This is a genomic window from Stygiolobus sp. RP850M, assembly GCF_037389295.1.
Classification (GTDB): domain Archaea; phylum Thermoproteota; class Thermoprotei_A; order Sulfolobales; family Sulfolobaceae; genus Stygiolobus.
On record NZ_JBBHKU010000026.1, the window covers coordinates 80,298 to 104,014 of the forward strand.

The 23,717-nt window shown below is 37.6% G+C and carries 24 protein-coding genes; 20 read left to right on the forward strand and 4 right to left on the reverse strand.

What is annotated here, in order from left to right; genetic code table 11:
* The first annotated feature begins 12 nt into the window (after nt 1-12).
* The 8 genes from WIW52_RS02520 to WIW52_RS02555 are packed head-to-tail and all read left to right on the forward strand — an operon-like array spanning nt 13 to nt 7,484.
* Nucleotides 13-1,287, forward strand: a complete 1,275-nt coding sequence (locus tag WIW52_RS02520; RefSeq protein WP_337701027.1) for a TrpB-like pyridoxal phosphate-dependent enzyme — start codon at nt 13-15, stop codon at nt 1,285-1,287.
* On the forward strand, nt 1,284-2,021 hold the full coding sequence (gene trpA, locus WIW52_RS02525; RefSeq protein WP_337701025.1) for a tryptophan synthase subunit alpha: 738 nt from the start codon (nt 1,284-1,286) through the stop codon (nt 2,019-2,021). Before WIW52_RS02520 ends, trpA begins: the two co-directional genes overlap by 4 nt.
* Nucleotides 2,008-3,054: an anthranilate phosphoribosyltransferase gene (trpD, locus tag WIW52_RS02530; RefSeq protein ID WP_337708386.1), complete on the forward strand. Its 1,047-nt coding sequence runs from the start codon at nt 2,008-2,010 to the stop codon at nt 3,052-3,054. Before trpA ends, trpD begins: the two co-directional genes overlap by 14 nt.
* The gene (locus WIW52_RS02535; protein ID WP_337708422.1) at nt 3,041-3,646 is read left to right on the forward strand and encodes a phosphoribosylanthranilate isomerase; all 606 of its coding nucleotides are present in this window, start codon (nt 3,041-3,043) and stop codon (nt 3,644-3,646) included. Before trpD ends, WIW52_RS02535 begins: the two co-directional genes overlap by 14 nt.
* Nucleotides 3,628-4,932: an anthranilate synthase component I gene (locus WIW52_RS02540; protein WP_337708387.1), complete on the forward strand. Its 1,305-nt coding sequence runs from the start codon at nt 3,628-3,630 to the stop codon at nt 4,930-4,932. Before WIW52_RS02535 ends, WIW52_RS02540 begins: the two co-directional genes overlap by 19 nt.
* Entirely contained in the window at nt 4,929-5,513 is a 585-nt protein-coding gene (locus WIW52_RS02545) for an anthranilate synthase component II (protein ID WP_337701018.1), read from the forward strand. The genes WIW52_RS02540 and WIW52_RS02545 overlap by 4 nt, the downstream gene beginning before the upstream one ends.
* Nucleotides 5,514-5,517: 4 nt before the next feature.
* The gene (gene trpC, locus WIW52_RS02550) at nt 5,518-6,264 is read left to right on the forward strand and encodes an indole-3-glycerol phosphate synthase TrpC (protein WP_337708388.1); all 747 of its coding nucleotides are present in this window, start codon (nt 5,518-5,520) and stop codon (nt 6,262-6,264) included.
* 11 nt (nt 6,265-6,275) lie between these two features.
* Nucleotides 6,276-7,484: a pyridoxal phosphate-dependent aminotransferase gene (locus WIW52_RS02555; RefSeq protein WP_337708389.1), complete on the forward strand. Its 1,209-nt coding sequence runs from the start codon at nt 6,276-6,278 to the stop codon at nt 7,482-7,484.
* 140 nt (nt 7,485-7,624) lie between these two features.
* On the opposite strand, the gene WIW52_RS02560 is transcribed toward WIW52_RS02555, so the two are convergent.
* Nucleotides 7,625-10,066, reverse strand: coding sequence for a valine--tRNA ligase (locus WIW52_RS02560; protein ID WP_337708390.1), 2,442 nt, complete (start codon nt 10,064-10,066; stop codon nt 7,625-7,627).
* A gap of 55 nt (nt 10,067-10,121) precedes the next feature.
* Between WIW52_RS02560 and WIW52_RS02565 the strand changes: the two genes are divergently transcribed.
* Genes WIW52_RS02565 through WIW52_RS02575 form a run of 3 tightly spaced genes read left to right on the forward strand, consistent with a single transcriptional unit; the run spans nt 10,122 to nt 11,803 of the window.
* A complete protein-coding gene (locus WIW52_RS02565) occupies nt 10,122-11,102 on the forward strand; it encodes an NAD(P)/FAD-dependent oxidoreductase (protein ID WP_337708392.1) in 981 nt (326 codons plus the stop codon).
* Nucleotides 11,080-11,475 (forward strand): hypothetical protein, encoded by a 396-nt coding sequence (locus WIW52_RS02570; protein WP_337701008.1) that lies wholly within the window; start codon nt 11,080-11,082, stop codon nt 11,473-11,475. The genes WIW52_RS02565 and WIW52_RS02570 overlap by 23 nt, the downstream gene beginning before the upstream one ends.
* Before the next feature lie 13 nt (nt 11,476-11,488).
* On the forward strand, nt 11,489-11,803 hold the full coding sequence (locus tag WIW52_RS02575; RefSeq protein WP_337708393.1) for a hypothetical protein: 315 nt from the start codon (nt 11,489-11,491) through the stop codon (nt 11,801-11,803).
* Here the strand turns inward: WIW52_RS02575 and WIW52_RS02580 are convergent.
* The gene (locus tag WIW52_RS02580; protein WP_337708394.1) at nt 11,761-12,081 is read right to left on the reverse strand and encodes a hypothetical protein; all 321 of its coding nucleotides are present in this window, start codon (nt 12,079-12,081) and stop codon (nt 11,761-11,763) included. The two genes, WIW52_RS02575 and WIW52_RS02580, sit on opposite strands and share 43 nt — an antisense overlap.
* Nucleotides 12,065-12,283, reverse strand: coding sequence for a hypothetical protein (locus tag WIW52_RS02585; RefSeq protein ID WP_156006008.1), 219 nt, complete (start codon nt 12,281-12,283; stop codon nt 12,065-12,067). The genes WIW52_RS02580 and WIW52_RS02585 overlap by 17 nt, the downstream gene beginning before the upstream one ends.
* Before the next feature lie 114 nt (nt 12,284-12,397).
* Here WIW52_RS02585 and WIW52_RS02590 point away from each other — a divergent pair, with 114 nt between their 5' ends.
* The 8 genes from WIW52_RS02590 to WIW52_RS02625 all read left to right on the forward strand — a co-directional run bounded on the left by WIW52_RS02590 (nt 12,398) and on the right by WIW52_RS02625 (nt 20,907).
* Entirely contained in the window at nt 12,398-12,946 is a 549-nt protein-coding gene (locus WIW52_RS02590) for a hypothetical protein (RefSeq protein WP_337708395.1), read from the forward strand.
* The gene (locus WIW52_RS02595; RefSeq protein ID WP_337708397.1) at nt 12,888-13,511 is read left to right on the forward strand and encodes an N-glycosylase/DNA lyase; all 624 of its coding nucleotides are present in this window, start codon (nt 12,888-12,890) and stop codon (nt 13,509-13,511) included. Before WIW52_RS02590 ends, WIW52_RS02595 begins: the two co-directional genes overlap by 59 nt.
* Before the next feature lie 188 nt (nt 13,512-13,699).
* On the forward strand, nt 13,700-14,635 hold the full coding sequence (locus WIW52_RS02600) for an NAD(P)-dependent oxidoreductase (RefSeq protein ID WP_337708399.1): 936 nt from the start codon (nt 13,700-13,702) through the stop codon (nt 14,633-14,635).
* Entirely contained in the window at nt 14,636-15,751 is a 1,116-nt protein-coding gene (locus WIW52_RS02605) for a pyridoxal-phosphate-dependent aminotransferase family protein (RefSeq protein WP_337708401.1), read from the forward strand.
* A 38-nt stretch (nt 15,752-15,789) separates the two neighbouring features.
* Nucleotides 15,790-16,053: a DNA-directed RNA polymerase subunit K gene (locus WIW52_RS02610; protein WP_337708403.1), complete on the forward strand. Its 264-nt coding sequence runs from the start codon at nt 15,790-15,792 to the stop codon at nt 16,051-16,053.
* A gap of 2 nt (nt 16,054-16,055) precedes the next feature.
* Nucleotides 16,056-18,062, forward strand: a complete 2,007-nt coding sequence (locus tag WIW52_RS02615; RefSeq protein ID WP_443295462.1) for a DNA topoisomerase I — start codon at nt 16,056-16,058, stop codon at nt 18,060-18,062.
* A gap of 209 nt (nt 18,063-18,271) precedes the next feature.
* Nucleotides 18,272-20,155, forward strand: coding sequence for an AMP-binding protein (locus WIW52_RS02620; RefSeq protein ID WP_337708404.1), 1,884 nt, complete (start codon nt 18,272-18,274; stop codon nt 20,153-20,155).
* Complete coding sequence (locus WIW52_RS02625; protein ID WP_337708407.1) at nt 20,152-20,907, forward strand: CoA transferase subunit A; 756 nt, start codon at nt 20,152-20,154, stop codon at nt 20,905-20,907. The genes WIW52_RS02620 and WIW52_RS02625 overlap by 4 nt, the downstream gene beginning before the upstream one ends.
* On the opposite strand, the gene WIW52_RS02630 is transcribed toward WIW52_RS02625, so the two are convergent.
* Entirely contained in the window at nt 20,908-21,630 is a 723-nt protein-coding gene (locus WIW52_RS02630) for a CoA-transferase subunit beta (RefSeq protein ID WP_337708409.1), read from the reverse strand.
* 255 nt (nt 21,631-21,885) lie between these two features.
* On the opposite strand from WIW52_RS02630, the gene WIW52_RS02635 reads away from it, so the two are divergent.
* The gene (locus WIW52_RS02635) at nt 21,886-22,980 is read left to right on the forward strand and encodes a M28 family peptidase (RefSeq protein ID WP_337708411.1); all 1,095 of its coding nucleotides are present in this window, start codon (nt 21,886-21,888) and stop codon (nt 22,978-22,980) included.
* Nucleotides 22,981-23,717 lie beyond the last annotated feature (737 nt).

Below are 23,717 nucleotides of genomic sequence, written 5' to 3' on the forward strand. Positions count from 1 at the left end.
TTTGTTGCACCAATGGTAAACACGGATTTGATTCCAAAGTACTGGTACAATATAGTTCCAGACCTACCCAAACCTTTACCTCCTCCAAGAGACCCTCCAGATGCTGAATTTTCAAGGATTGAGCTCCTTAAGAAAATATTGCCCAAAGAAGTATTAAGGCAACAGTTCACTATAGAGAGATTTATAAAGATCCCTGAGGAAGTGAGGGATAGATACGCGGCTATAGGTAGGCCTACACCCCTAATTAGAGCGAAGAGGTTAGAAGAATATTTAGGTACTCCTGCAAAGATCTACTTTAAATACGAGGGTGCAACCCCTACGGGGTCTCATAAGATAAACACAGCTATACCTCAAGCGTATTTTGCGTATGAAGAAGGAGTAGAGCATGTAGTAACAGAGACGGGTGCTGGACAGTGGGGGACGGCGGTAGCACTAGCTGCTTCAATGTATGATATGAAATCCACTATTTTCATGGTGAAAGTTAGTTATGAACAGAAACCAATGAGAAAGACGATAATGGAACTTTATGGTGGAAATGTTTATCCAAGTCCCACGGACTTAACTGAATTTGGAAGGAAAGTTCTTAAGGAAAATCCGAATCACCCAGGGTCTCTAGGTATAGCAATGAGTGAAGCTATAGAATATGCACTAACACACGGCTACAGATACCTAGTAGGAAGTGTTTTAGATGTAGTACTTCTTCATCAGTCGGTAATCGGTATGGAGGCTATAGCCCAATTAGAAGAGCTAGGCGAGGAACCGGACGTACTAATAGGATGTGTAGGTGGAGGAAGTAACTTCGGAGGATTTGTTTATCCCTTTATAGGTGCTAAGAAAGGAAAGAAGTATATTGCGGTAGGCGCAGCGGAAGTACCGAAGTTTAGCACTGGTAAGTACGAGTATGACTTTCCTGATTCCGCAGGGTTATTACCTCTGGTTAAGATGATAACCCTAGGCAAGGATTATGTTCCTCCCTCGATATATGCAGGAGGACTAAGATATCACGGTGTTGCTCCGTCTCTTAGCCTATTAGTGAGAGAAAAGATCATAGAGTGGAGGGAATACGGAGAGGAGGACATATTTGAGGCTGCTCAACTAGTCATGAAAACTCAAGGTATTGTACCTGCCCCAGAGACCTCCCATGCATTGAGAGCTGTAATCGATGAGGCATTAGAGGCGAAGAAGAAAAACGAGAAAAAGGTAATTGTTGTAAATTTCAGTGGTCACGGGTTATTAGATCTTGGTAATTATGAATCTATAAGAAAGAGAATAGGGAGCAAGAAATGAAGAGAATGTTAGTAACGTATATGACATTAGGATATCCAAATTTGGACTCGTTCTATGAGTTTGTAGAAAAAAGTGTATCATTAGGGACAGACATATTGGAGATAGGCGTACCACCAAAGTACGCTAAATACGATGGCCCCGTGATTAGAAAAAGTTACAAAGTAGTTACTGAATGGCTTAAGGACTACTATTCAGTCTTAGCGGAGGTCAGAAAAAGGGTTTCAGTACCTATTATTATATTAACGTATTTAGAAGATTATATAAATCAATTGGATCAATTTCTTGGCAAATTAAGAGAAATAGGGATAGATGGGATACTATTTCCAGATCTATTGATTGATTTCGTAGACGATTATTTGTCATATGTTAATATAATTAAGAAACATGGGTTAAAGGCTGTGTTATTTACAGCTCCATCAGTTCCCGATACTCTCATACAAGAGGCGTCAAAGATTTCCGATATATTTCTTTATTACGGTGTAAGACCCACTACTGGAGTTATTATTCCCGTAAGTGTTGACTCCCTGATTATACGTGTTAGGAATTTAGTTCAAAATAAGTTAGTTGTAGGGTTTGGTCTTAACGATCTTAACGACCTCAGAAAAGCATTAGCCGCGGGGGCTGACGGGATAGCTATTGGTACCGCTTTTATCGAAGAAATTGAGAAGAACGGGATCAATAGTGCACTAGAACTAGTTAAAAAAATCAGGGGGATTTTAGATGAATACAGCTGAGTACTTGAAAAAACTTGTTTATGAGAAAAAGGATCTTTCAGAAAAAGAAGCTGAGGAAATAGCTAACGGTATAATGAGGGGAGAGATAAATGAGATTCAGAGTTCGGGAATTCTAGTAGCTTTAGCGTCTAAGGGAGAATCGGCAGAAGAGATTAGAGGGTTTGCAAGGGCTATGAGAAGTAATTCAATAAAAATAGACTTTCCCGATAGTTTGGACACAGCTGGTACTGGGGGGGACGGGTTAAACACCTTGAACGTTAGTACAGCTGCAGCTCTTGTACTTAGTCAGATTTTTCCTGTTGCAAAACACGGTAATAGATCGGTGAGCAGTAAGTCGGGAAGTGCTGACGTCTTAGAAGAGCTGGGATATAACATATTTGTTAGTAAAGATAGGGCTATTGAGCTTTTGAGAAAGTGCAATTTTGTCTTTTTGTTTGCCCAACTCTATCATCCTGCAATGAAGAACGTTGCTAATGTAAGGAAGAATCTCGGGATACGTACAATATTTAATATCTTAGGTCCGCTTACCAATCCCGCTTCAGCTAAGTACCAGATGATTGGTGTGTTTTCCATAAAATACATTGATAGAATAGCAGAAGCGGTTCAACATCTTAATTACGAGAGGGTATTTTTGTATCACGGAGACCCCGGAATTGATGAAGTAAGTCCTCAAGGAGATACTCTGATATATGAAGTGAAAGGACAGAGTATGGAAAAGTATAAGGTAAACTATACGGATTTCGGCATTAAAGAACCGGTCTCGATAGGTAAATTAAGAGTCGAAAATGCTCACGATTCAGCTCTTAAGATTATTAGGGGATTGTTGGGACAGGACAAAAATGTCAGAATTTTCATAGGAATTAACGTTAGTGTCGGCCTTAAACTACTAAGGAAAGTTAACGACTTTAAAGACGGATATGAGTACGCTGAGCAGCTCATGAGCAGTTCTGTAGAACATATAAGAAAGATAATGGAGTTAAACGGAACTTCTCAAAAATTTGAGGCTTTGGTGAAGGAAGCTGATAAGGGTTAAGTTCTGCGGTATATCTAACGTTAAAGACGCTATGCTAGCTGAAAAATTAGGTGCAGACTTCATAGGTGTAGTAACTGATACTGTAAGTCCTAGGTATGTCAAAAATGAGTTCGTAAGAATAGTGAAAAGGTATGTTACGAAACCCGTAGTAACGGTAAAGGTTAAAGGAGAACTAGGTAAAATACTGGAAGAAGGGAAAGAAGCGGATTTTGTACAGATACATAGGGTTTTAACCGACGAAGAGTTACAGTATTTAAATTCCTTCAAAAGGAATATCATTTTATACGTGCCTGCATCTGGTAAATTCGAAACGTACTTTAGAAAAGTGATCTCATCTTCAAATTACATGGTCTTATTAGATAAAGATAATGAAAACAAGGTCGATTTGTATATTGCTAAAAAATGGATTAGTGAGTACTCTAAGGTCGGTATAGGAGGAGGTATAAAGCCCGAAAATGTTAGGGATTACCTCTCACTGAACCCTTACTGGATTGATATCTCCAGTGGGATTGAATTATACAAGGGAAAGAAAGACCCGAGTAAAATGTCCTTAATTATAAAAGAGGTGAGAGAATGGACGTCTATCCGATAACCGCTTTCGCACAACCTAACGAAGTCTTTAAGTGTATTAAAGAAGGAGAGAATATTGCCGCATTACTTGAAAGCGGTTCTGGTCCTCAGCATAAAGCGAGGTTTAGTATAATTGCTTGGGGGAGGAAAGGCTATCTCAAGTTGAACAAGGACTCTAGCGAGGGAGAGATATCGACCTCATTTTATGATCCCGTGGAGGTTTTAGGCGAGTTTATGAAAAAAGCTCCATTGTTGAATTTACCTGGAAAATTTAAGGGAGGTATGATAGGGTATGTCAGTTATGACGCAATAAGGTATTGGGAAACGATAAAGGATCTGAAACCAGAAGCCGAGGATTGGCCATACGCTGAGTTCTTCATACCCGAAAACGTAATCTTATATGACCATGTTGAAGGGAAGGTTTACGTGGAAGGTGAACTCCAGCTTAAAGATGGTTGTTCGGATTCAGGACAAGTAAAGTTCGATCTCTATGACGAATCTTTAGGGAAAACGGAATTTGAAAATAGTGTTTCAGACATATTAGATTATATAAAACGAGGCTATGCTTTTCAAGTAGTAATTTCTAGGTTTTATAGGTATACATTTAAGGGTAATGTAACACACTTTTACAATACGTTAAGGAAAGTTAATCCTTCACCTTACATGTTTTACCTAAAGTTCTTTGATAGGGAGATAATTGGTTCAAGTCCCGAAACATTATTCAGTGTCCAAGATGGTATCGTTGAAACTTATCCTATAGCGGGTTCTAGGCCTAGAGGGAAGACCGTAGAAGAGGACTTAGAGTTGGAGAGGGAAATGTTGGCTTCAGAGAAAGAGAGGGCAGAGCATTTAATGCTTGTAGACTTAGCTAGGAATGACATAGGTAAAGTATGCTACATGGGTTCCGTGAAAGTACCGGAATTAATGTATGTAGAAAAATACAGTCATGTTCAGCATATAGTTAGTAAGGTAGTCGGAACATTGAAGAGGAACAACACTTCCTTTGACGTGCTGAAAGCTACCTTCCCTGCGGGGACTGTAAGCGGGGCTCCTAAGCCTATGGCTATGAATATTATAGAGATGTTAGAACCGTATAAGAGAGGTCCCTATGCTGGAGGTGTGGGATTCTTCTCAGCTAATGGTGACTCCGAGTTTGCTATAACGATAAGGAGTGCTTTCGTGAATAAAGATTTGTTTAGGATACAAGCAGGAGCTGGTATAGTTTACGATTCAATTCCAGAAATGGAATATTATGAGACTGAACATAAAATGAGAGCTTTGAAAGTGGCTATGGGGGTGGAAAAATGACAGATATTACACTTATAATAGATAATTATGACAGTTTCGTTTATAATATAGCACAAATAGTAGGAGAATTAGGAACTATTCCGATAGTGATAAGAAATGATGAAATTACAGTGAGGGGGGTAGAGAGAATAAACCCTGATAGGATCATCATCTCTCCGGGTCCAGGTTCACCTGATAAGAAAGAAGATATAGGTATAGTAATAGACGTAATAAAGCAATTGGGAAAAAGAATTCCGATTTTTGGTATTTGTTTAGGTCATCAAGCTATAGGATATGCTTTCGGGGCTAAGATAAGAAGGGCTAAAAAGGTTTTTCACGGTAAAATAAGTAAAATAGTTCATAATTCGACAGCGATTATTTATGACGGAATCCCTAAGCAATTCGAGGCTACTAGATATCACAGCTTAGTTATTGATGATGTAAAAGAGCCGTTAATTATTGACGCTTATTCCTTAGAAGATAACGAAATAATGGGGGTTCATCATGTCGAATATAGAATATATGGGGTTCAATTTCATCCTGAAAGTGTGGGTACACCGTTAGGTAAGAGAATACTTTATAATTTCATTAATAAAGTCTGATCAGATGCCTAGATTTTTACAAGGCTGGTTAGCGGATGTTATAAGATTTTCCCAACAAAGACCTGAAGTATACAAAACTAGACAGAGACCTATTTATTCGCTCAAAAGGAATATTATGGTAAAGAAAAGTGAGGGCAAAAACCCCATTATTGCTGAGTTTAAAAGGAAATCTCCCTCCGGGTTTAACGTGAATAGGGACATAATAGAGTATGTAAAATTTATGGAGGCTAATGATGTTGCCGGTATATCTGTTTTAACCGAGGAGAAATTTTTCGGAGGCAGTTACACAGACCTTGAGAGAGTTGCTGAAAATGTTAGTGTCCCAGTTTTAATGAAAGATTTTGTGGTCACTGAGAAACAAATAAATACAGCCTATAGTTTAGGTGCTGACGTCATTTTATTGATAGTAAGGGTTCTCACGGAGAGGGAGTTAATTAGTTTGTACAAATATGCAAAGAGTTATAAGTTAGACGTTATTGTGGAGGTAACAAATGAGGAAGAGGTAGAAATAGCTTTAAGGAATAATTTTGATATAATAGGCGTAAACTCCAGGGATCTTTCTTCTCTTGACTTAAGTTTAGAAAAGACTGAAAGGTTACTTAAACTTATCCCTTCAGATAGGATAAAAATTGCTGAAAGCGGGATAAGGTCTAGGGACGATATTCATCGTCTTAAAAATGCGGGAGCTGACGCATTTTTAATAGGTACCACATTAATGCAAGATCCGAATAAAATAAAGGAATTAATTTAGGTGTATAATTTATGTCAGTAGATAATTTTTCTACTGCGTCAACAAGTATAACCGGTGAATCGACGTTAGTTTATCAAGAAGTGGCGAGAAAAGTACAGAAGGAGAAAGGTATAAGAGTAATAAACTTCGGAATAGGACAGCCAGATTTACCTACATTTAGAAAAATAAGAAATGCAGCAATAAAGGCACTCGACGAGGGCTTTACCGGTTATACCTCAGCCTACGGTATAGATGAATTGCGTGAAAAGATCGCCTCGCATCTAAATTCGAGGTATCCTAGTGAGAGACCAATAAAGAAGGAGGAAGTAATAGTTACGCCTGGCGCGAAAACTGCATTATATCTCGCTTTTCTCCTTTACGTTAACCCCGGTGACGAGGTTATAATTTTCGACCCGTCTTTCTACTCCTATGCGGAAGTAATAAAGATGTTAGGCGGGAAACCTGTTTACATCAAGATGAGATGGACTGAAGAGAACGGTTTCTCACTCAATGTTGATGAGCTAAAAGAGAAGATAACATCTAAGACTAAAATGATAGTTCTTAACAATCCTCATAATCCTACTGGAATGGTATTTGATCCAAGAGAAATAGAGAAAGTAATGGAAATAGCGAAGGAGAGAAAAGTTATCTTGTTATCAGACGAGATATATGATTATTTTGTTTATGATGGAAAGATGAAAAGTGTTTTAGAAGATCCAGATTGGCGTGAGTATGTAATTTATGTTAACGGTTTCAGTAAGACGTTTTCAATGACTGGTTGGAGGCTGGGTTATATAGTAGCTAAAGATAGAGTTGTGAGGAAAATGGCAGAGCTTGCAGCTAATATATATACATGTCCGACAAGTTTTGCTCAGAAAGGAGCATTAGTTGCTTTTGATTCATTTGATGATGTAAAGGATATGATTTCGTTATTCAGAAGAAGAAGGGATGTAATGTATGAAGAATTGAAGAAAAATAAGTGGATAAGGGTTTACAAGAGTCAAGGGGCATTCTACATGTTTCCGTATGTAGGAGACATTCTAGCTAAGACGAAAATGCAGGTTAAAGACTTTTCAGTAAAGATGATAGAAGAAGCTGGGGTGACTACCATACCAGGGGAGGTCTTCCCGTTAGAGGTTGGAAGGAACTTTCTCAGATTAAGTTTTGCTGTAGACGAAAATGATATAAGAGAAGGAGTCAGAAGGATTAATGAATTCGTAATAAGGTTGATGAAAGAGTAACGAGTGAACGGTGAGCAAAACTCCCATGGGCTGACTATCTGTGATTAAATAATGTTTATTTTCTGTTTTTCACCTCTAATTCAGTTCTTCAAAACAAATAAAGAAGGCTTTGAAAAGCACGTTGGAAAAATATCCCTAATTTATTTTTTCACTATTGATAATAATTCAGCCTTAATCTCGTCGCCCTCTTGATACTCTATACTCTCGATTTTCAATGTTTTCTTTATGTCACTTTCTATACTTCTTATCTTCTCAATGAACTCTTTAGGGCCTACTAATTTAACATTAATCATAGATACAATTGATAATTGGTTCTTTATTTTCAATGTTCTAATTGTTGAAGTAGTTTTCTTTATGTACTCGCCCAGCTTCAGAATCTCGGGGTCTTCTTCAATGTCACTTACATCCGGAATTCTCTCTAACAAGATACTTATTTTATCTCCGAAAAGTTTACTATACATCTCTTCTGTTATGTGGGGTGCTAGCGGGTGTAATATTATCAGAAGATCCCTGAATATCCTTTGCAAAGTGTAAAGTGCTGACTGATCTTCCTCGAAGAGTCTGTGTTTGATCAGTTCTAGGTACTCATCAGCTATTGTCTCCCAGAAGTACGAGTACAAAGACTCCACAACTGTGTAAAAGTCATAATTATCGTATGCACTAATGACTTTTTCTATAAATCTCTTGTGCTCAGCTAAGATCCATTGGTCAATAGAGTTTAAGGTTAGAGGTTTTTCGAACTTCTTCTTTCCTATGAAGGGATATGAAAGTCTTCCAGCGTTCCACAACTTTTGAAGTAGCAGTTTCTTCGCCTTTACGGTTTCCCATTTGAATGGAAAGTCGTCTCCTATTCTTGCATCTAATAATGTAAGCCTTATTGCATCGGCACCAAATTCGTCTACCCTATCCAGTGGATTAACCACGTTCCCTTTACTTTTACTCATTCTAGTTCCGTCGGGTCCTAACACCTGCCCATTAATTAGTACCTCTTTAAACGGTATATTCCCAGTTAGCATGAGAGTTCTGAAAAAAGTGTAAAATAACCACGTTCTTATGATATCCGTCCCTTGTAACCTTATTGATGCAGGGAAAGTCCTCGAAAATCTATTCTTGTCGGTGTAAAAACCAGTTAGGTAAATCACTGTAACGCTGGAATCGATCCATACATCAGCTACATCGGTTATTGGCTTTAAAGGAAGACCGCATTTAGGACATTTATCTACAGGAGGAGAGATTTTCGTAGGATCTATTGGGAGTTGTTCTTCTTTAGCGGGGACTAGATGCCCGTTGTCACAATACCAGAACGGTAAGGGTGTTCCATAGACTCTTTGTCTGCTTATGTTCCAATCCCATTCCAAGCTATTGATCCAGTCTTCAAGATAATGAGACATTCTGGAAGGAATGAATTTCATTTTTTTATATTCTTCTAGCAATTGTGATTTAAACGGCAGAGTTCTTATGTATATTTGTTTCTTTGTAAGGAACTCTATGGGAGACAGACAGTCGCTTCTCTCAGTATGAGATAAAACGTTGTGCTTGATATTCTCTACTTTCACTAAGTAACCTTGTTGTTTTAATATTTCCACCATCTTCTTTCTGGCTTCGGTGACCTTCAACCCGTCCAACAACCCGTTAGTGTTTTTCATTCTGCCTTTCTCGTCCAGCAGTTCTGTTACAGGTAAGTTGTACATTAATTGCCACTTTATGTCTTGAGGGTCTCCGTAAGTGCTTATCATTACTGCACCAGTTCCGAATTCTTTTTCCACAGACTTATCGGCAATTATTTTTACCTCTTTATTAAACACGGGAACTATAACCGTTTTTCCTATCAAGTTCTTGTATCGTTCGTCTTCCGGATGTACTGCTACAGCTTGTGTTGCTCCCAATAATTCAGGTCTGGTTGTTGCTATTATTATATCTCCACCATCCTTGAGAGGGAATCTAATATAAGCTAGAATTCCTTCTTTCTCAAGGTATCCTACTTCACTTTGAGCTAATGCAGTCTCGCACTTAGGACACCAGTATACTGGGCCCTCCTTCATTTCTATTAGTCCGTTCTCATACATCTGCAGTAAGCTTTTCTGTATTACTCTTCTATACTTTTCTTCGTAAGTTCTGTACTCAAATCTTTCCCACTCTGGTCTGTAGCCAAGTCTAATCATAGCTTCTTTCATTCTCTTAATCATATCCTCTGTCCACTCAATGCATTTTTTGAGGAACAATTCCCTGTTATCCTTAGGAATACCGAGCTTGTACTGGACTTTCAGCTCGGTAGGTAACCCTTGTGTGTCCCATCCCTGAGGTAAAAGCACATTATATCCTTGGAGTCTCTTAAGTCTCGCTATAGTATCAGCAATGGAAACCCAATATGCGTGACCCATGTGAAGTTCTCCGCTCGTGAAAGGCGGAGGAGTATCTATAACGAAGGTGGGCGATTGCGTATCCTCATCCTTAAACCTGAAGACTTTCTCCCAAAACTCTTGGCTTAACCAGATTTTTTGCCACTTTAACTCAATCGACTTAGGATCATAATGCTTAGGCCATTCTTCCATCTTTTTATTAATCTCCTCCTGTGTTAGCATTGTTTCACCTATTTTACCACTATTTTATAAGGTATGAGGTTAAAAATTGTTGGAAATGAAGATTGCAGTTATTGGTGGTGGAGTATCAGGATCACTACTAGGTTACTTGTTAAAGGCTAAGACAAATCATGAGGTAAAGTTATTCGATGTAATAAACAAGTATGTTAAACCTTGCGGAGATATAGTACCTAACGTTTTTTCTACTCCGTATCCTTGGGAAGTCAAGTTCGGGATTAAGAGGTTCGCTTTTTATATAGATGGGGAGAGAGTTTACGACGTAGAATATAGGCATACGAAGTGGTTAGTAATAGACAAATGGAAATGGATTAATGACATGCGTAAAAATTTAGGTTTTAACCACGTAAGTGAATTTAGAAAAGAGGACTTTGATCTAGTCATAGACGCTAAGGGTCCATATGATATGGATAGGGATGTAGTGTACACGACAAGGGCTATTATAAAGACTGATAAATTTTCTGATGAAGCTATTTTTGAGTTCGATACTAAATACACGGGTTTTTATTGGATATTCCCAGCTGAAGAAGGGTTACTTAACATAGGAGCTGGTTTCATAGAGTATAAAAACTCAAAGGAGCTCTTACTTAAGTATATGAAAGAGAGATACGGTAATTTCGAATTGTTAGACATGAGAGGTGCTCCTATTTCCATTTCCCCAGTCCATAATAAGGTTGGAAGAATAGGTGAAGCTAGAGGGTTAGTCTTTCCTCTGAGCGGTGAGGGAATTAGGCCCTCTGCTATTTCTGCAATAAAGGCTTATGAGGTACTATCGTACGACTTTAATAGGTTTGAAGAGAGATTAGACTCCGCTTTGAAAAGCTTAGAGGACAGTATTATGTTACAGCATAAAATTCTTTTGTTATACAGAAAAAGTGGGTTATCTTTAAGGAAGGGTCTCCTGAAATTCTTGTTTAAGAACGAAATTCTTATAGACGCTTATTTAGAAGATAAATTAACTCCTGAAGGTATAACAGAGTCAGCGAGGTTTGTGAAAAGTGGAGGTATACTTAGAAAATAGTAAGAGTAAGACCGGTAAGCATGCAATAAGGAGTTTACTATACACCTTGGAGAACGGTAAACTAGTAGAATATAAAACCGTTAAGGTAAAGAGTAAAGTTCCTCCCACTTACAAGATAGGAGATAAAACGTTAGTTATAATACCAGATAAGGGAATTTTCATACATTTAGTTTTCTTAAAAAATCTAAAAAATAAGGTAAGGGGAAAGGTCACGGTCTATAAAGATGGTAATGTAGTTTCTGAATTCAATTATAGAAAATTAAAGTTAAAACTAGTGAAAGGAGAGCCAACCTACGCCGAGCAAGTTAGAGCCCTATTTGAAGAGCTCAAGATCCCGATTAAAGGAATTAACATAAAGCTTCCTAAGGGGTGAGATTATTTTTGAAGTGGAATACACTATACTTCCTTCAGATCCATCTAATGTTCTGAGAAGCACATATGCATTAGAACTTATTGAGAAGGAGTTAAAGGAGATCTGTAATGTTGTAAAAGCGGGAGCTTCGCTACTCTGTGCTCCTTCCGCTGATGTTTTGGTGTTAGTATTTACCTCGTTTAATGAAGGGAGACAGCTTAATGTTCGTTTAAAGGTTCAGTCTCATAATTCTCAGTCTTTAGTTAATATCTTATCCCAGCTAGCTACCAGACTTAGAGAACAAGGTTACGTAATGACTTTAGCTACTTCCTCCAACATCTTCAGGTAAATTTGTTTTATCTCTTCATCGTCTGTTATTTCCTTTTTCATCTCAGCTACGATATTACATAGGTAAGTGTGTATTCTCGATTTGCATAAAACTCCTTTCACTATTCTGTAAGAGTCGTTCTCAATATTTAATTCCACATAAATGACATTGTTAATGCTATTAGTGACTTTTAGTTTTTCTGTATTATTAACTATTAAATCTGTGTCCGCATAAAAAAGATTTCCAATTAATACGAGATCTTTGTTATTGAATAGAATTTTCTTAAACTGTTTGGACAAGTTCGCTCCCACAGTAAGGACATCTATACTTTAAACCCCTTGCATCAGCCTCACAGAAATAGGCCCTATACTTCTTTTCGCACTTTGGGCACTTATATACTATATCAGTTCCCATCTTTAATTTTCTGTTACATATTCTACAGTAAACTTGAACCCATCCTATATGTCCGTAAGCTGTGCTTCCTCTGCCTTTAATACTCATGCGATATACTACCTTCTATCATGTATTTATATTTATCGTAAGGATAAGGTGTTACCTTTTCCTCCAAGAGTAACTATTATTAGGAAAAGATTATAAATATAGTAGGAATAAAAAGTGCAGGCTGTAGTCTTGTATTATAAATTGGAACCAGTAGAGTTACTCCCTGGTCTAATCGGTTATAAAGTTGCTAAAGAGAAGGAAGAATTAGTTAACGTTAAAGATGAAGAAGAGGCAGAAAAAACTACTTCTCAAGATACTTCCCATGTGTCTCTCGTTATAGCTAATAAATTTAGAGTAGTTAATACTCCAGGTTTAATGAGGTACACTTTGCCTGAACCCTTGAAGTTACTTAGGATCGGTTATCCTAAAGATCTTCAGAATGTGGAATCAGTGGGAATGGAGTATCTTACGTTCTTTGATAAGGATTATAAACTAATAGGGGTGGATATCAATGAGAACTTTGATAAACCTTTTGTAGTCTTAGATTTCGAGAACGGATTTACTAAGATAATATCTAAAGGAGAAATAAACTCTAAGCCTAAGGGAACTAAGGAGTCAACAGCTAAAAAGTCTAAAAATAAAGCTAAGAGTAAGAAAAAGAAGAGTGCTAAGAGAGCTGGTTCAAGACAAAAAGCTAAGAGCAAGAGTGCTAGAAAGAGTTGAGGAATTTTTATTAAATAATAAAGCAGGAGAAGAAATTTGGTTTAGGGAATTAATACTTTGTTTACTTACCGCTAATTCTTCTTTCATATCTGCTTATAAGGCCTTAAATAACCTATACTCTCATGACATTAAATTATTAGATATAGAGCAGATCTCTGTAATTTTAAGAGATTCTGGATATAGATTTTATAATCTTAAATCCCGTTATATAAGAGAAGCAATAGAAAAATATTACGGAAGGATAAAGACATTAGTGAAACCTATAGCTGACATTGACCAATTTAAAGCTAGAGAATTTCTGGTAAATAACATTAAAGGTTTAGGTTATAAAGAAGCTAGCCACTTCCTCCGTAATCTGGGATACTTTGAGCTGGCTATTATTGATAGACACATTTTACGGTATGTTAATACTAATTTGTATGTAAGCGTTAAAAAAGTAGATAACAAACATAGATATTTATTAGTTGAAGGTTTACTTAGAGCTATAGCTTCAGCTTTGAATATGCAAGTGGGGTTGCTTGATCTTTTTATATTTTTTAAGCAAACTCAAACTCTCGTAAAATAAAATAAAAAAATATAAAAGTAAGAATTTAACGTATAAAGTGAGGGTAAAAATGCAAACAACTACAAATCCCTTGAATGTGCCTAAAGGCATACAACTTTACTTGTCTTACACTACGTCTTGGGCTTTTTCTTCATCACTTTCATCATGTTAAACATCTAATTCTATAAATTCTTCTTACGGTGAGTGTTATGCCTTCCGTAAAAGTATTAATTACAGATCCTATCAACGAAATCCTAATTAAAACGCTAAAAGAGAAGGGAGCAGAAGTAGATTATAGACCTGAAATTGAAAGAAAAGAATTGTTAGATATAATAGAAAACTATCAAGTCTTAGTGGTCAGAAGTAGAACTAGGGTAGATAAAGACGTAATCGAGAGAGGTAAAAACTTAAAAATAGTTGCAAGGGCCGGTATAGGTCTAGATAATATCGATACAGACGAGACTGATAAAAGAGGAATCAAGGTAGTTTATGCTCCGGGTGCTTCTACGGATTCTGCAGTAGAACTAACAATAGGACTAATGATAGCTGCAGCTAGAAAAATGCACGCGGCAATGAACCTAGCAAAATCTGGTATATTTAAGAAGTTAGAAGGAGTAGAGTTAGCTGGAAAAACCATAGGGATAATAGGTTATGGGAGAATAGGCACTAAGGTAGGTATAATAGCAAATGCTATGGGGATGAGAGTCTTAGCATATGACGTTGTAGATATTAGAGAAAAAGCAGAGAAACTCAATGCAAAAGCCGTAACTCTAGATGAGTTGGTGAAGGAGTCAGATGTTATAAGTCTTCACGTAACAGTAGGTAAAAATGCTAAGCCGATTTTAGATAGAGATAAATTTGAAAAAATGAAGAATAATGTGATAATTATTAACACCAGTAGAGCTGTATCGGTGGACGGTAAAGCTTTACTAGAATATATAAAGTCTGGTAAGATTTTAGCCTATGCTACGGATGTATTTTGGAATGAGCCTCCAAAGGAGGAGTGGGAACTGGAGTTATTAAAGCATGAGAGAGTTATTGTTACTCCTCATATAGGTGCTCAAACCAAAGAAGCACAACAAAGAGTAGCCGAAATAACACTACATAACTTACTCGATGCTATGAAAGAGTTGGGGATGATCTAAATGTTGTTAATACCCGGTCCGGTAGAAGTCCCAAAGAGCGTAAAGGAAGCATCTACGCTAGTAATCAACCATAGAAGTGATAAGTTTAGAGAGATAGTTAAAAACCTAGAGAGATTAATGAATGAGCATTTCAGTTCTACTAGAGTAGCATTATTAACAGGCTCAGGCACCTTGGCTGTAGAAGCAATGGTTTACTCTCTTGTAAAAAGAGGCGAAAAAGTTGTAACATTCCCATACGGTGAATTCGGCAATAGGCTTTTAGACTCACTAAAAAGGAGAGGAGCTAATGTAGTGAGCTATGAAAAACCACTAGGTCAAGGTTTTACCTTGGAGGAGATCAAGGAAGCGTTAGATAACAATAAAGATGCAACGGCAGTTGCTCTGGTTCACAACGAAACCAGTACTGGTATTGCGTTCAGAAATATGGAAGATATAACTCATGTAGTTAAAAGCAGAGGTTTAAAATTACTTGTTGACTCTGTATCGGGATTCGCTGCGTATAAACTTCTAGTTAACGAATGGAAAATAGATGCTGTGGCTACTGGAAGTCAAAAAGCTTTAGCGTCAGTACCTGGTTTAGGTTTCGTTGCACTATCTCAAGAAGGAGTAAACGAGCTCGTAAAAGATGAAGTCCCTGCTTATTTAGATATATCGCTTTACCTCAAATTCCAAGACAAATTCGAGACACCGTTTACTCCTGCGGTAGGAGTATTTAACGCTACATTGAGAGCAGCTGAGCTGATGAAAATGGAGGGAATTGAAAATAGATGGAGAAGGCATGAAGCTTGTGCACGTTTCGTAAGGAATATCACGAATTATCTTGGGTTTTCATTATTTGGCAATGAAAGTAACTTCTCCAATACTGTAGTTGCAGCTGAACCACCTATAAAGGATCTAAGAAGCAAGTTGAAGGAATTTAAGATCGAAATATCGCCAGGGATAGGAGAGTTGAAGGAGAAAATAGTGAGATTTGGATTACTTGGAATCGTAGATGATAGGGCAGTAGGTAAGTTAGCTAAAGCACTGGGAACTATATTCAATTCAGAGATACCGTTTACTCCTCCTCCAGAATGTAAGTTGCCGGAATTTCTCGCAAAAGAGATAGACTGGGATTAGAGTTAGATTTTTTTCCTACTTATTGGGTGTGAGTACTAATGACAATTAGTAAAATTAATGAGATTTTTCAGGAGAGTTGGAAAGGTAAGCTAACAAAATACGAGATAGCACGAATTGTCAGTGCAAGAGCTTTACAGCTTGCAATGGGTGCTCAACCTCTCATTGATACGTCTAATTTGTCTTTTGATGACGTTATAAGCATAGCAGAAGACGAATTGAAAAGAGGGGTTTTACCTATTACTATAAGACGTGTATATCCTAATGGTAAAGTAGAGTTAATGTCTATAAGAAAGATCGAATAAACATGGTCTGTAAGCCAAGTAATTATACATTAGTGGTTGCAGAGAAAAGCAAAGCGGCTAAAAAGATAGCCGAAGCATTATCTACTAAACCTCAACTATGTAAACAGTTTTCAGTGAATTATTGGGTTTTAAATTACGATAAAAGAACTTTAGTAATTGCTCCTGCTGCTGGACACCTTTTCAATCTGTACGGGAATTCTGGGTTTCCGGTATTTCATATGGAATGGAAACCCCTTTGGACAATAGATGATTCTGCTAGATATACTAAGAAATATTATGAGTTATTTAGATTTCTTTCGGAAAAGGCTTTAGATTTTATTAATGCTTGTGATTATGATATTGAAGGTTCTGTAATAGGTTACATAATAATAAAGTTCTTTGGGGATGAGAGAAAAGCTAAGAGGATGAAGTTTTCAGCTCTTACTAAAGAAGATATTAGGAAAGCAATTACTCATCTAGAACCTTTAGATTATAACATGATCAATGCCGGAATAGCGAGACATAAAGTAGACTGGTTATGGGGAATAAACGTCAGTAGGGCATTAATGAATGCTGTACGCGAGATATCTAGGAAGAGAATAGTGTTAAGTGCCGGAAGGGTACAAAGCCCCACGTTAATCCACGTGATAAATAATACAATGGAGAGGGAAACTTACGTCCCTCTTCCGTATTATACAGTGAGCGTAGAAGCAGTAATTGGAAAAAGGAAAGTGAAGTTCACAGTTAATAAAGTATTCGAAAGGAAAGAAGATGCCCAAAAGTTTGCAGAAAAAATAAAGAACGATAAGCTAATAGTCAGAGAAGTAGAATATGAAGAAAGAAATTTGCTTAGACCCCCACCGTTCAACCTAGGAGATCTTCAGGTAGAAGCCGGAAGAATTTTAGGTCTCTCACCTTATTATACAGAGAGATTAGCTGAAGAGTTATATTTAGACGGACTTATTAGTTACCCGAGGACTAATAGCCAAAAGATACCTCCTACTGTTAATGTTGATAAGATAGTCCAAGATATAGAGCGGAACAACTTCCCAAATTTAGTGAGGTTAGTGAAGAATATAACTAAAAGAGAGAATGGGTTTCAAGTTAGGCAAGGAGAGAAGGAAGATCCAGCGCACCCAGCTATCTACCCTACTGGAGAAAAAGCTAAGGGCTTAAAACTTAAAACGTACAAACTGTTCGAGTTGATAACGAGGAGGTTCTTAGCTAGCATATCCTCTGATGCCAAGGTTAAAGAACAAAAGGTAGACTTAATGTTTAAAGAAACGAAGTTAGACATAAGGCTAACTTTTCAGAAGGTAATTTTCAAGGGCTGGTTATTGTTGTATCCTTATCGTAACGTACCTGATGAGGAACTCCTAGATTTGAAAAAGGGAGATGTAGGGGAAATAGCAAAGGTCTCCGTTTCGATGAAAGTTACTAAACCATCGCTAAGTAGGCTTACGAAAATCGACTTATTGAAGTGGATGGAGAACAATAATCTAGGTACTGAGGCAACTAGAGGGAGAATTATAGAGACTTTATTTGACAGAAGATATCTGGTAAAAAAAGGAAGTTATCTAGTACCAACTGACCTTGGGATAACAGTGGCTGAAGTCTTAGATCAGTATTTTAAGGAATTAACAGACGTCTCTCTAACAAAGAAAATGGAAGAGAAACTTAACGCAATTATTGACGGTAAAGCTAATGACCAAGAAGTTGTAGACGAGACCGTCAAAATCTTAGAAAGCTACATGAGTAAATATCAGGAGGTTAAAAAGCATATTGGAGAGAAATTAGGAGGAGTATTGGGTCTCGTAAGTTATAAGCCTTGTAAAATATGTAAACTTGAGGCTATTTCGGTAAACGGATTATGCAAGTATCATAATGAAGCGCTGAGGAAACTTAGGGAATCTCTGCTCGTATGGAAGGAAAGAAGCGGTATGGGTGAGCCGCAAATAATCAAGAAACTATTGACTTCATCTTCTACTGGAAAATACGTTAAGGAGGTAATAGAGAAGAAACTAATTTAGGGATCTAGTGAAAGGAAATCAGTTACCTCAGGGTTTAACTCACCAATCGCTTTGGCATGACTCACATCATCTAAAAAGAGTTCTATCTAAGTGAGTTATTAAACTTAATGAGAGGATAAGAAAATTGAGTACACTCCCTTTTGTCTTATTGTCTAGTTTCCGCGTTTCCGCTAAATCTATTTATTAATTCATAGTTTTTTTTTTTTTCAATGAAAGAGGTAGGGTTAAGCGATTATCTCGATATCTGGAAACAAAGTATAAGTAACCCCCAAGAGTTTTGGGATAAGATAGCTAAGGAACTGATTTGGTTTCGGCGTTACGAAAAGATTCTAGACTATAAATCACCGGATAATTACCGTTGGTTTGTAGGCGGAAAGATTAATATTACATATAATGCATTGGACAGATGGATTTCTCAAGGTAAGGGGGACAAAACAGCTATAATCTGGTTAAATGAAGAAGGAAAAGAGAAGAGATATACTTACAAAGACCTATACGAATTATCGTGCAAAATATCTTCATTTATCACTCAGTATTCATCGAAATCCGATACAATACTGCTATACATGCCTATGGTTGTCGAAGCAGGAGCAACAATGTTAGCCTCAGCGAGATCAGGTACAATTCATACCGTAGTGTTCTCGGGGTTCGGTGTTAAAGCATTAGCAGAGAGAATAAAGAGCGCTAAGCCGAAAATAATTTTCACGGCTGATGTTACATACAGAAGAGGAAAAGTTATAGAGTTGAAGAGTGTCGTTGATGAAGCGATAAAGGAAAGCGGAATTAATGTAAACAAAGTCGTAGTTTTAAATAGAGAGGACAAGGCTAGTTTTAAAGAGGATAGGGATATAGACTTTAATGACGTTATTAAGCTTAATACTAGAATGGGGGTCGTAGAGACGAATTCGGAAGATCCATTGTTCATACTCTATACCTCAGGAACTACTGGTAAGCCTAAAGTTATAGTCCACTCAATGGGGTCTTATACCGTCTGGGATTATGCTCACGTTAAATGGTTATTTGATTTCTCTAACGAGAGGAAACTGTTAACGACTGCCGACCTAGGATGGATTAACGGTCACTCATATAGCCTTTATGGACCTTTACTTAACTACGGTACAACGATCTGGTATGAGGGTGTCTTGGACTATCCTCACCCGGGAGTTATGTGGGAAATAATAGAGAGATATAAAGTTGAAAATGTGTGGACTGCACCTACATTAGTTAAGATGTTAATGAAGTATGGAGAAGAGCACGTGAGGAAATTCGACACCTCGAGTTTAGAAGTCTTTGTCACAGCTGGTGAGAGTCTGGGAGTTGAAGCTATGAATTGGTTGCGTAGGAACGTTAAAGCAAAAAAGATTTTTGAGGTATGGGGACAGACCGAGAATTCCGGCTACATAGCATCTCCAGGCGGTTCTTACTTCGGCTTCCTCAAGATCAAGGATGGTAGTGTTGGTGTCCCGTTACCGTCTATAAATATTAAAATAGTTGATGATAACGGTACTGAACTACCTAGGGGGAAAGCTGGAAATATCATAGTTACCTCACCGTCCCCTGCTTTTATGATCGGTCTGTGGAATGATGAAAGGTATAAAAACTACTACGTCAGGTTCGGTTATTATGAGACCGGAGATTACGGTTATATGGACGAAGAGGGATATTTGTATATTCTAGGCAGGAGCGACGATATACTAAAAGTCGCAGGTCATAGGCTAGGAGTGGCTGAGATCGAGAATGCAGCTTACATTAAAGAAGTTGCTGAGGTTGCAGTAGTAGGAGTTCCTGACGAGATTAGGGGAGAGGTAATTGTGATATTCGCGGTACCTAAAGAAGGAGTTAAAGACTTGTCCCAAGTAAAGCAAAAGATCATTGAAAATGTGAAAAAGAATTTCGGGGCAATAGCTGTTGTCAAGGAAGTAATTTTCGTTAATAAATTACCGCATACGAGAACCGGCAAGATCATGAGGAGGGTTTTAAGGGCGTTAGCAACTGGAAAAGATGTAGGTGATGTTTCAACACTGGAGGACGAGACAAGCGTAGAAGAAGCTAAAAAAGCGTTAGCCGATATTAAAGTGGTGGATAGAGTTTGAGTAAATTAATAAGTATTAAAGACGCTGTCGACCTAGTGAAGGACGGAGATTCAATTACCATCAGCGGTATGTCATTTCATAGAAATCCTATGGCGTTTATCTATGAATTAATCAAGAGTGGTAAAAAGGGGTTATATTTTATCGACCGAGAGCCAGGTTTCGGATTAGAGGTTCTCCTCAAACACGGCGCGGTTAAAAAGATAAGGGCTGCTATGGCTACTCTCGAGTGGTTCGGGATTCCTCCGAATTTTAGGAAGATGGTAGAAAATAAAGACGTAGAGTTCATAGAAGACACATGTGGAGCTTTTATCGCCGGTATCAGGGCTGGTGCGTTCGGACTACCTTTCATGCCTGTTAAGGGGGTAATAGGTTCGGATCTCGTTAAAATACATGAAAAGTTAGAGACCTGGAAAGTTGTTAAAGATCCCTTTTCCGGTGAGGATATCCTCCTAGTTAAAGCTATAGTCCCCGATGTAGCAGTTATTCATGTCCATAAGGCAGATGAAGAGGGTAATAGTGAAATATTAGGACCTTTATACGAGGATGAGTATAAGGCTAAGGCATCCAAAATAACAATTATAACAGCCGAGGAAATTGTTGACAAGAGTTATTTCTATGGAAAAAGACCTACAATAAATGGTGAATATATAACAGCCGTAGTTCATGCTCCGAGGGGCGCTGAACCCACAAGTATGTTCGGGCTCTACGATGTAGATTGGAAAAGAGTTGTGGAAGAATTACAACCTATCTAATTATGCAAGTGCAGAGCGTAAGTTATAAGGATCTATCCTTTTTATGAATTCTCTTTCGTCGTTTCTGAGCGTAATAATTCGTAGAGTAGGTGACACAACTACTTCAAACGCTGTATTATTTAAGATATCTTCAACTGACGTGTTTTCATAAATAGCAGTTATGAACCAAGTTTTCTTCTCTCTGTCATATTTTAGAACCCCTAAGTTAGTAACCACTATCACCTTATTACTAGAATATTTTGCTGTACCCGTTACAAAGTCAACTTTTTCTACTAGAGATCTTTTTGAGTGTTTTAAATTCCACAATATAGCTTTTCTAACTAGGGGGAGGATGAAGGCAGTTGCAGCCCCTCCGGTAAGCCTTACTTTTGGATTATGGTAGTCCCCTATAACGGAGAGATTTACGTTAGTCTCTTTGTCGATTTGGACGGGTCCTAAAAACATAACATCCAGTCTCCCCTTCTGAGCTAAATCAAAAGCGTCAGCTGTTATAAATACTGGAGTGTTGGAGACCATAAAGGGATTACCAGTTGAGGGACTTATTTCTACGGACTTAGGGTTATCAGCCTCAGCAACTCCTATTATCCTTATTTTCTTGCCGTAAAGATCTCTTGCCATGAATGAGGCGATGAGACTTGGAATTGAGTTTAACCCTATGTAAACTAACTCATTATCTTCAACTTGTTCAGCAATAGCCTTTATAGCGTAGTCTACTTGACTCATTATTAAACTATTATTATGTAGATGCTAATTAATTCACTCAACGTTAACAATTCGTAAAATTTATCAGATGGCTCAAGTTTACTGTGAAATATCCGAAAAGGTTTCCTAAAAATAATTTGATATCAAGCCTGTAGAAGGCTCGCAATGAAAGCATAATATTTTTATTTTTAATAAGTTAAATTTGCTTTTTTTGTTTCCCTTATCTTCTTTTCACGTTTATCTTATTTATTTAAGCCTTGAATTAATTATCTCATTGTGCTGGGAGAAGAGCTTTTCAAGCTCGGTGAGGCTATTCATGGTTCTAACAGAGAGAAAGAGATCCTTAGTATCCTAAAGGAAAGACTCTCAGGTAATTATCCTACATATCGTGAATACTTGGTAAAGACTAAGGAATGGATGATAGACGAATTCCGTTTTGTAGTTAACGGAAAAGAAGTAAAAGCCAGTTTATTACCGTATACTTGCGGATACGTGAAAGGGGAAGTAGGAAAGGATATAGCCTTTAACGTAATGCCAGAGCACCCATTTCTCGTACCTTCAATACACGAGGAGAATTTAAAAAGGAAATATTCAGCTTCAGTATTTTATGACAAGGGGAAATTAAGGAGGATTAGTGTAAAGGATGAAAAACCGGCTGTTTTCAGTTCAATACCTTTAAAGCCAGGCGATGTAGTAGATATAGAATCTAAGAGCAGACTCGTCGATACGATATCTCATAACCTAGAGTTTACTGTTCAAGAAGGTGAAAAATATATCGTTATTGGAGCTCATGTAGATCACTGGCTATCAGGATATCATGATAATATTTTCGCTGTAGAATTTCTTTCTACTATAGAATTTCCAAAGTTTAAACACGGTCTCAAAATCGTTTTCTTTTCGTCTGAAGAGGGTCCCAGATGTTGCAACGGCTCTATTCAACAACCCAAAGATGACGTGTTTACTATGATATCTCTCGATGCTTTATACCCCGACAAAGTAGTCTTTTCGGCTACTCCTGATCTATGGGATTTATCGCGATTTTTTAACGTGAAAAGGGTGGAGATGCCCACACCTTATTCCGATCACTTTCCTTATGTAATGGAAGGTTATCCCGCTATGGTTCTCTATAACGACGATTTAATTCCTTTTTATCATTCGGATCGAGATTTACCGATAGAGTCAGATAAAGCTTTTGCAGAGGAGTTAAGAAAATCACTGATCAGATTCCTAATCGAGTTAGATAAGATGAGAGAGGAGGAGTTAAATGAGAAGTTCTTTAAGTATGCCGAAAGCAAAGGAATAAAACTTCTAGAAAGAAAAGGCAGTATAATTCCTTACGGTCTTACTTCAAAGTTGAGGGGCGAGAGGTGATTTCCCTCCCGCTCTAAGAAGCGTGGACTCCTCTCATCGATTTGGAATCACATTCTTCCTTCAGTGGTCAATCGAGAGGCTCAGAAACCCCTTCCATTTAAGTTCACCACCCTAATAACGTCACGGTCTTTCTCCTGATTGCAAGTACACTAAAACTAATGATAACTAATTTCTTCAATCTTTTTCACGTCCAAGGGAAACATTCTCTTTTCGAATTATTATACCATCCCTTGTATATCAGGAAGGTGTTTTCATAACAATCCTCAGTAACCTTTGAAAGTAGACTGAACTCAACTTTTAGCTTCTTATGTAGACTATTGGGGACTTTTGTAAATGTATCTTTCTCGTTCGGTTTGAGATATTCTCCTTAATTTCTATAATGCATGACAGAGTGCTTTTGAGTATTTAGTTACAAGGACTAGTAAGGGGTTGGATAGAGGTCGGACTTTCATTGAGGTTTCATGAATTTGCATTCAACCTCTCGTCCTCATTCCCCTTATTTCCCTCCCCATGCCGTCTACGGCAGTTAAACCACTCCCTTCAAGGACATAGGGAGCCTCATCGGACCCATCCTCCCCCTCACATTGCTCATTGAGTTAACTATAGGGCTCTCTTCTACGTCAGTATGGGAATCTCGTTTATTGCAAGATAAACTAAAACTTAGAATAAATTGAATTTAACTCAATTAATTTACAACAAAATATCATATATTTCGGGCTATTGTAGCTAATAAATAA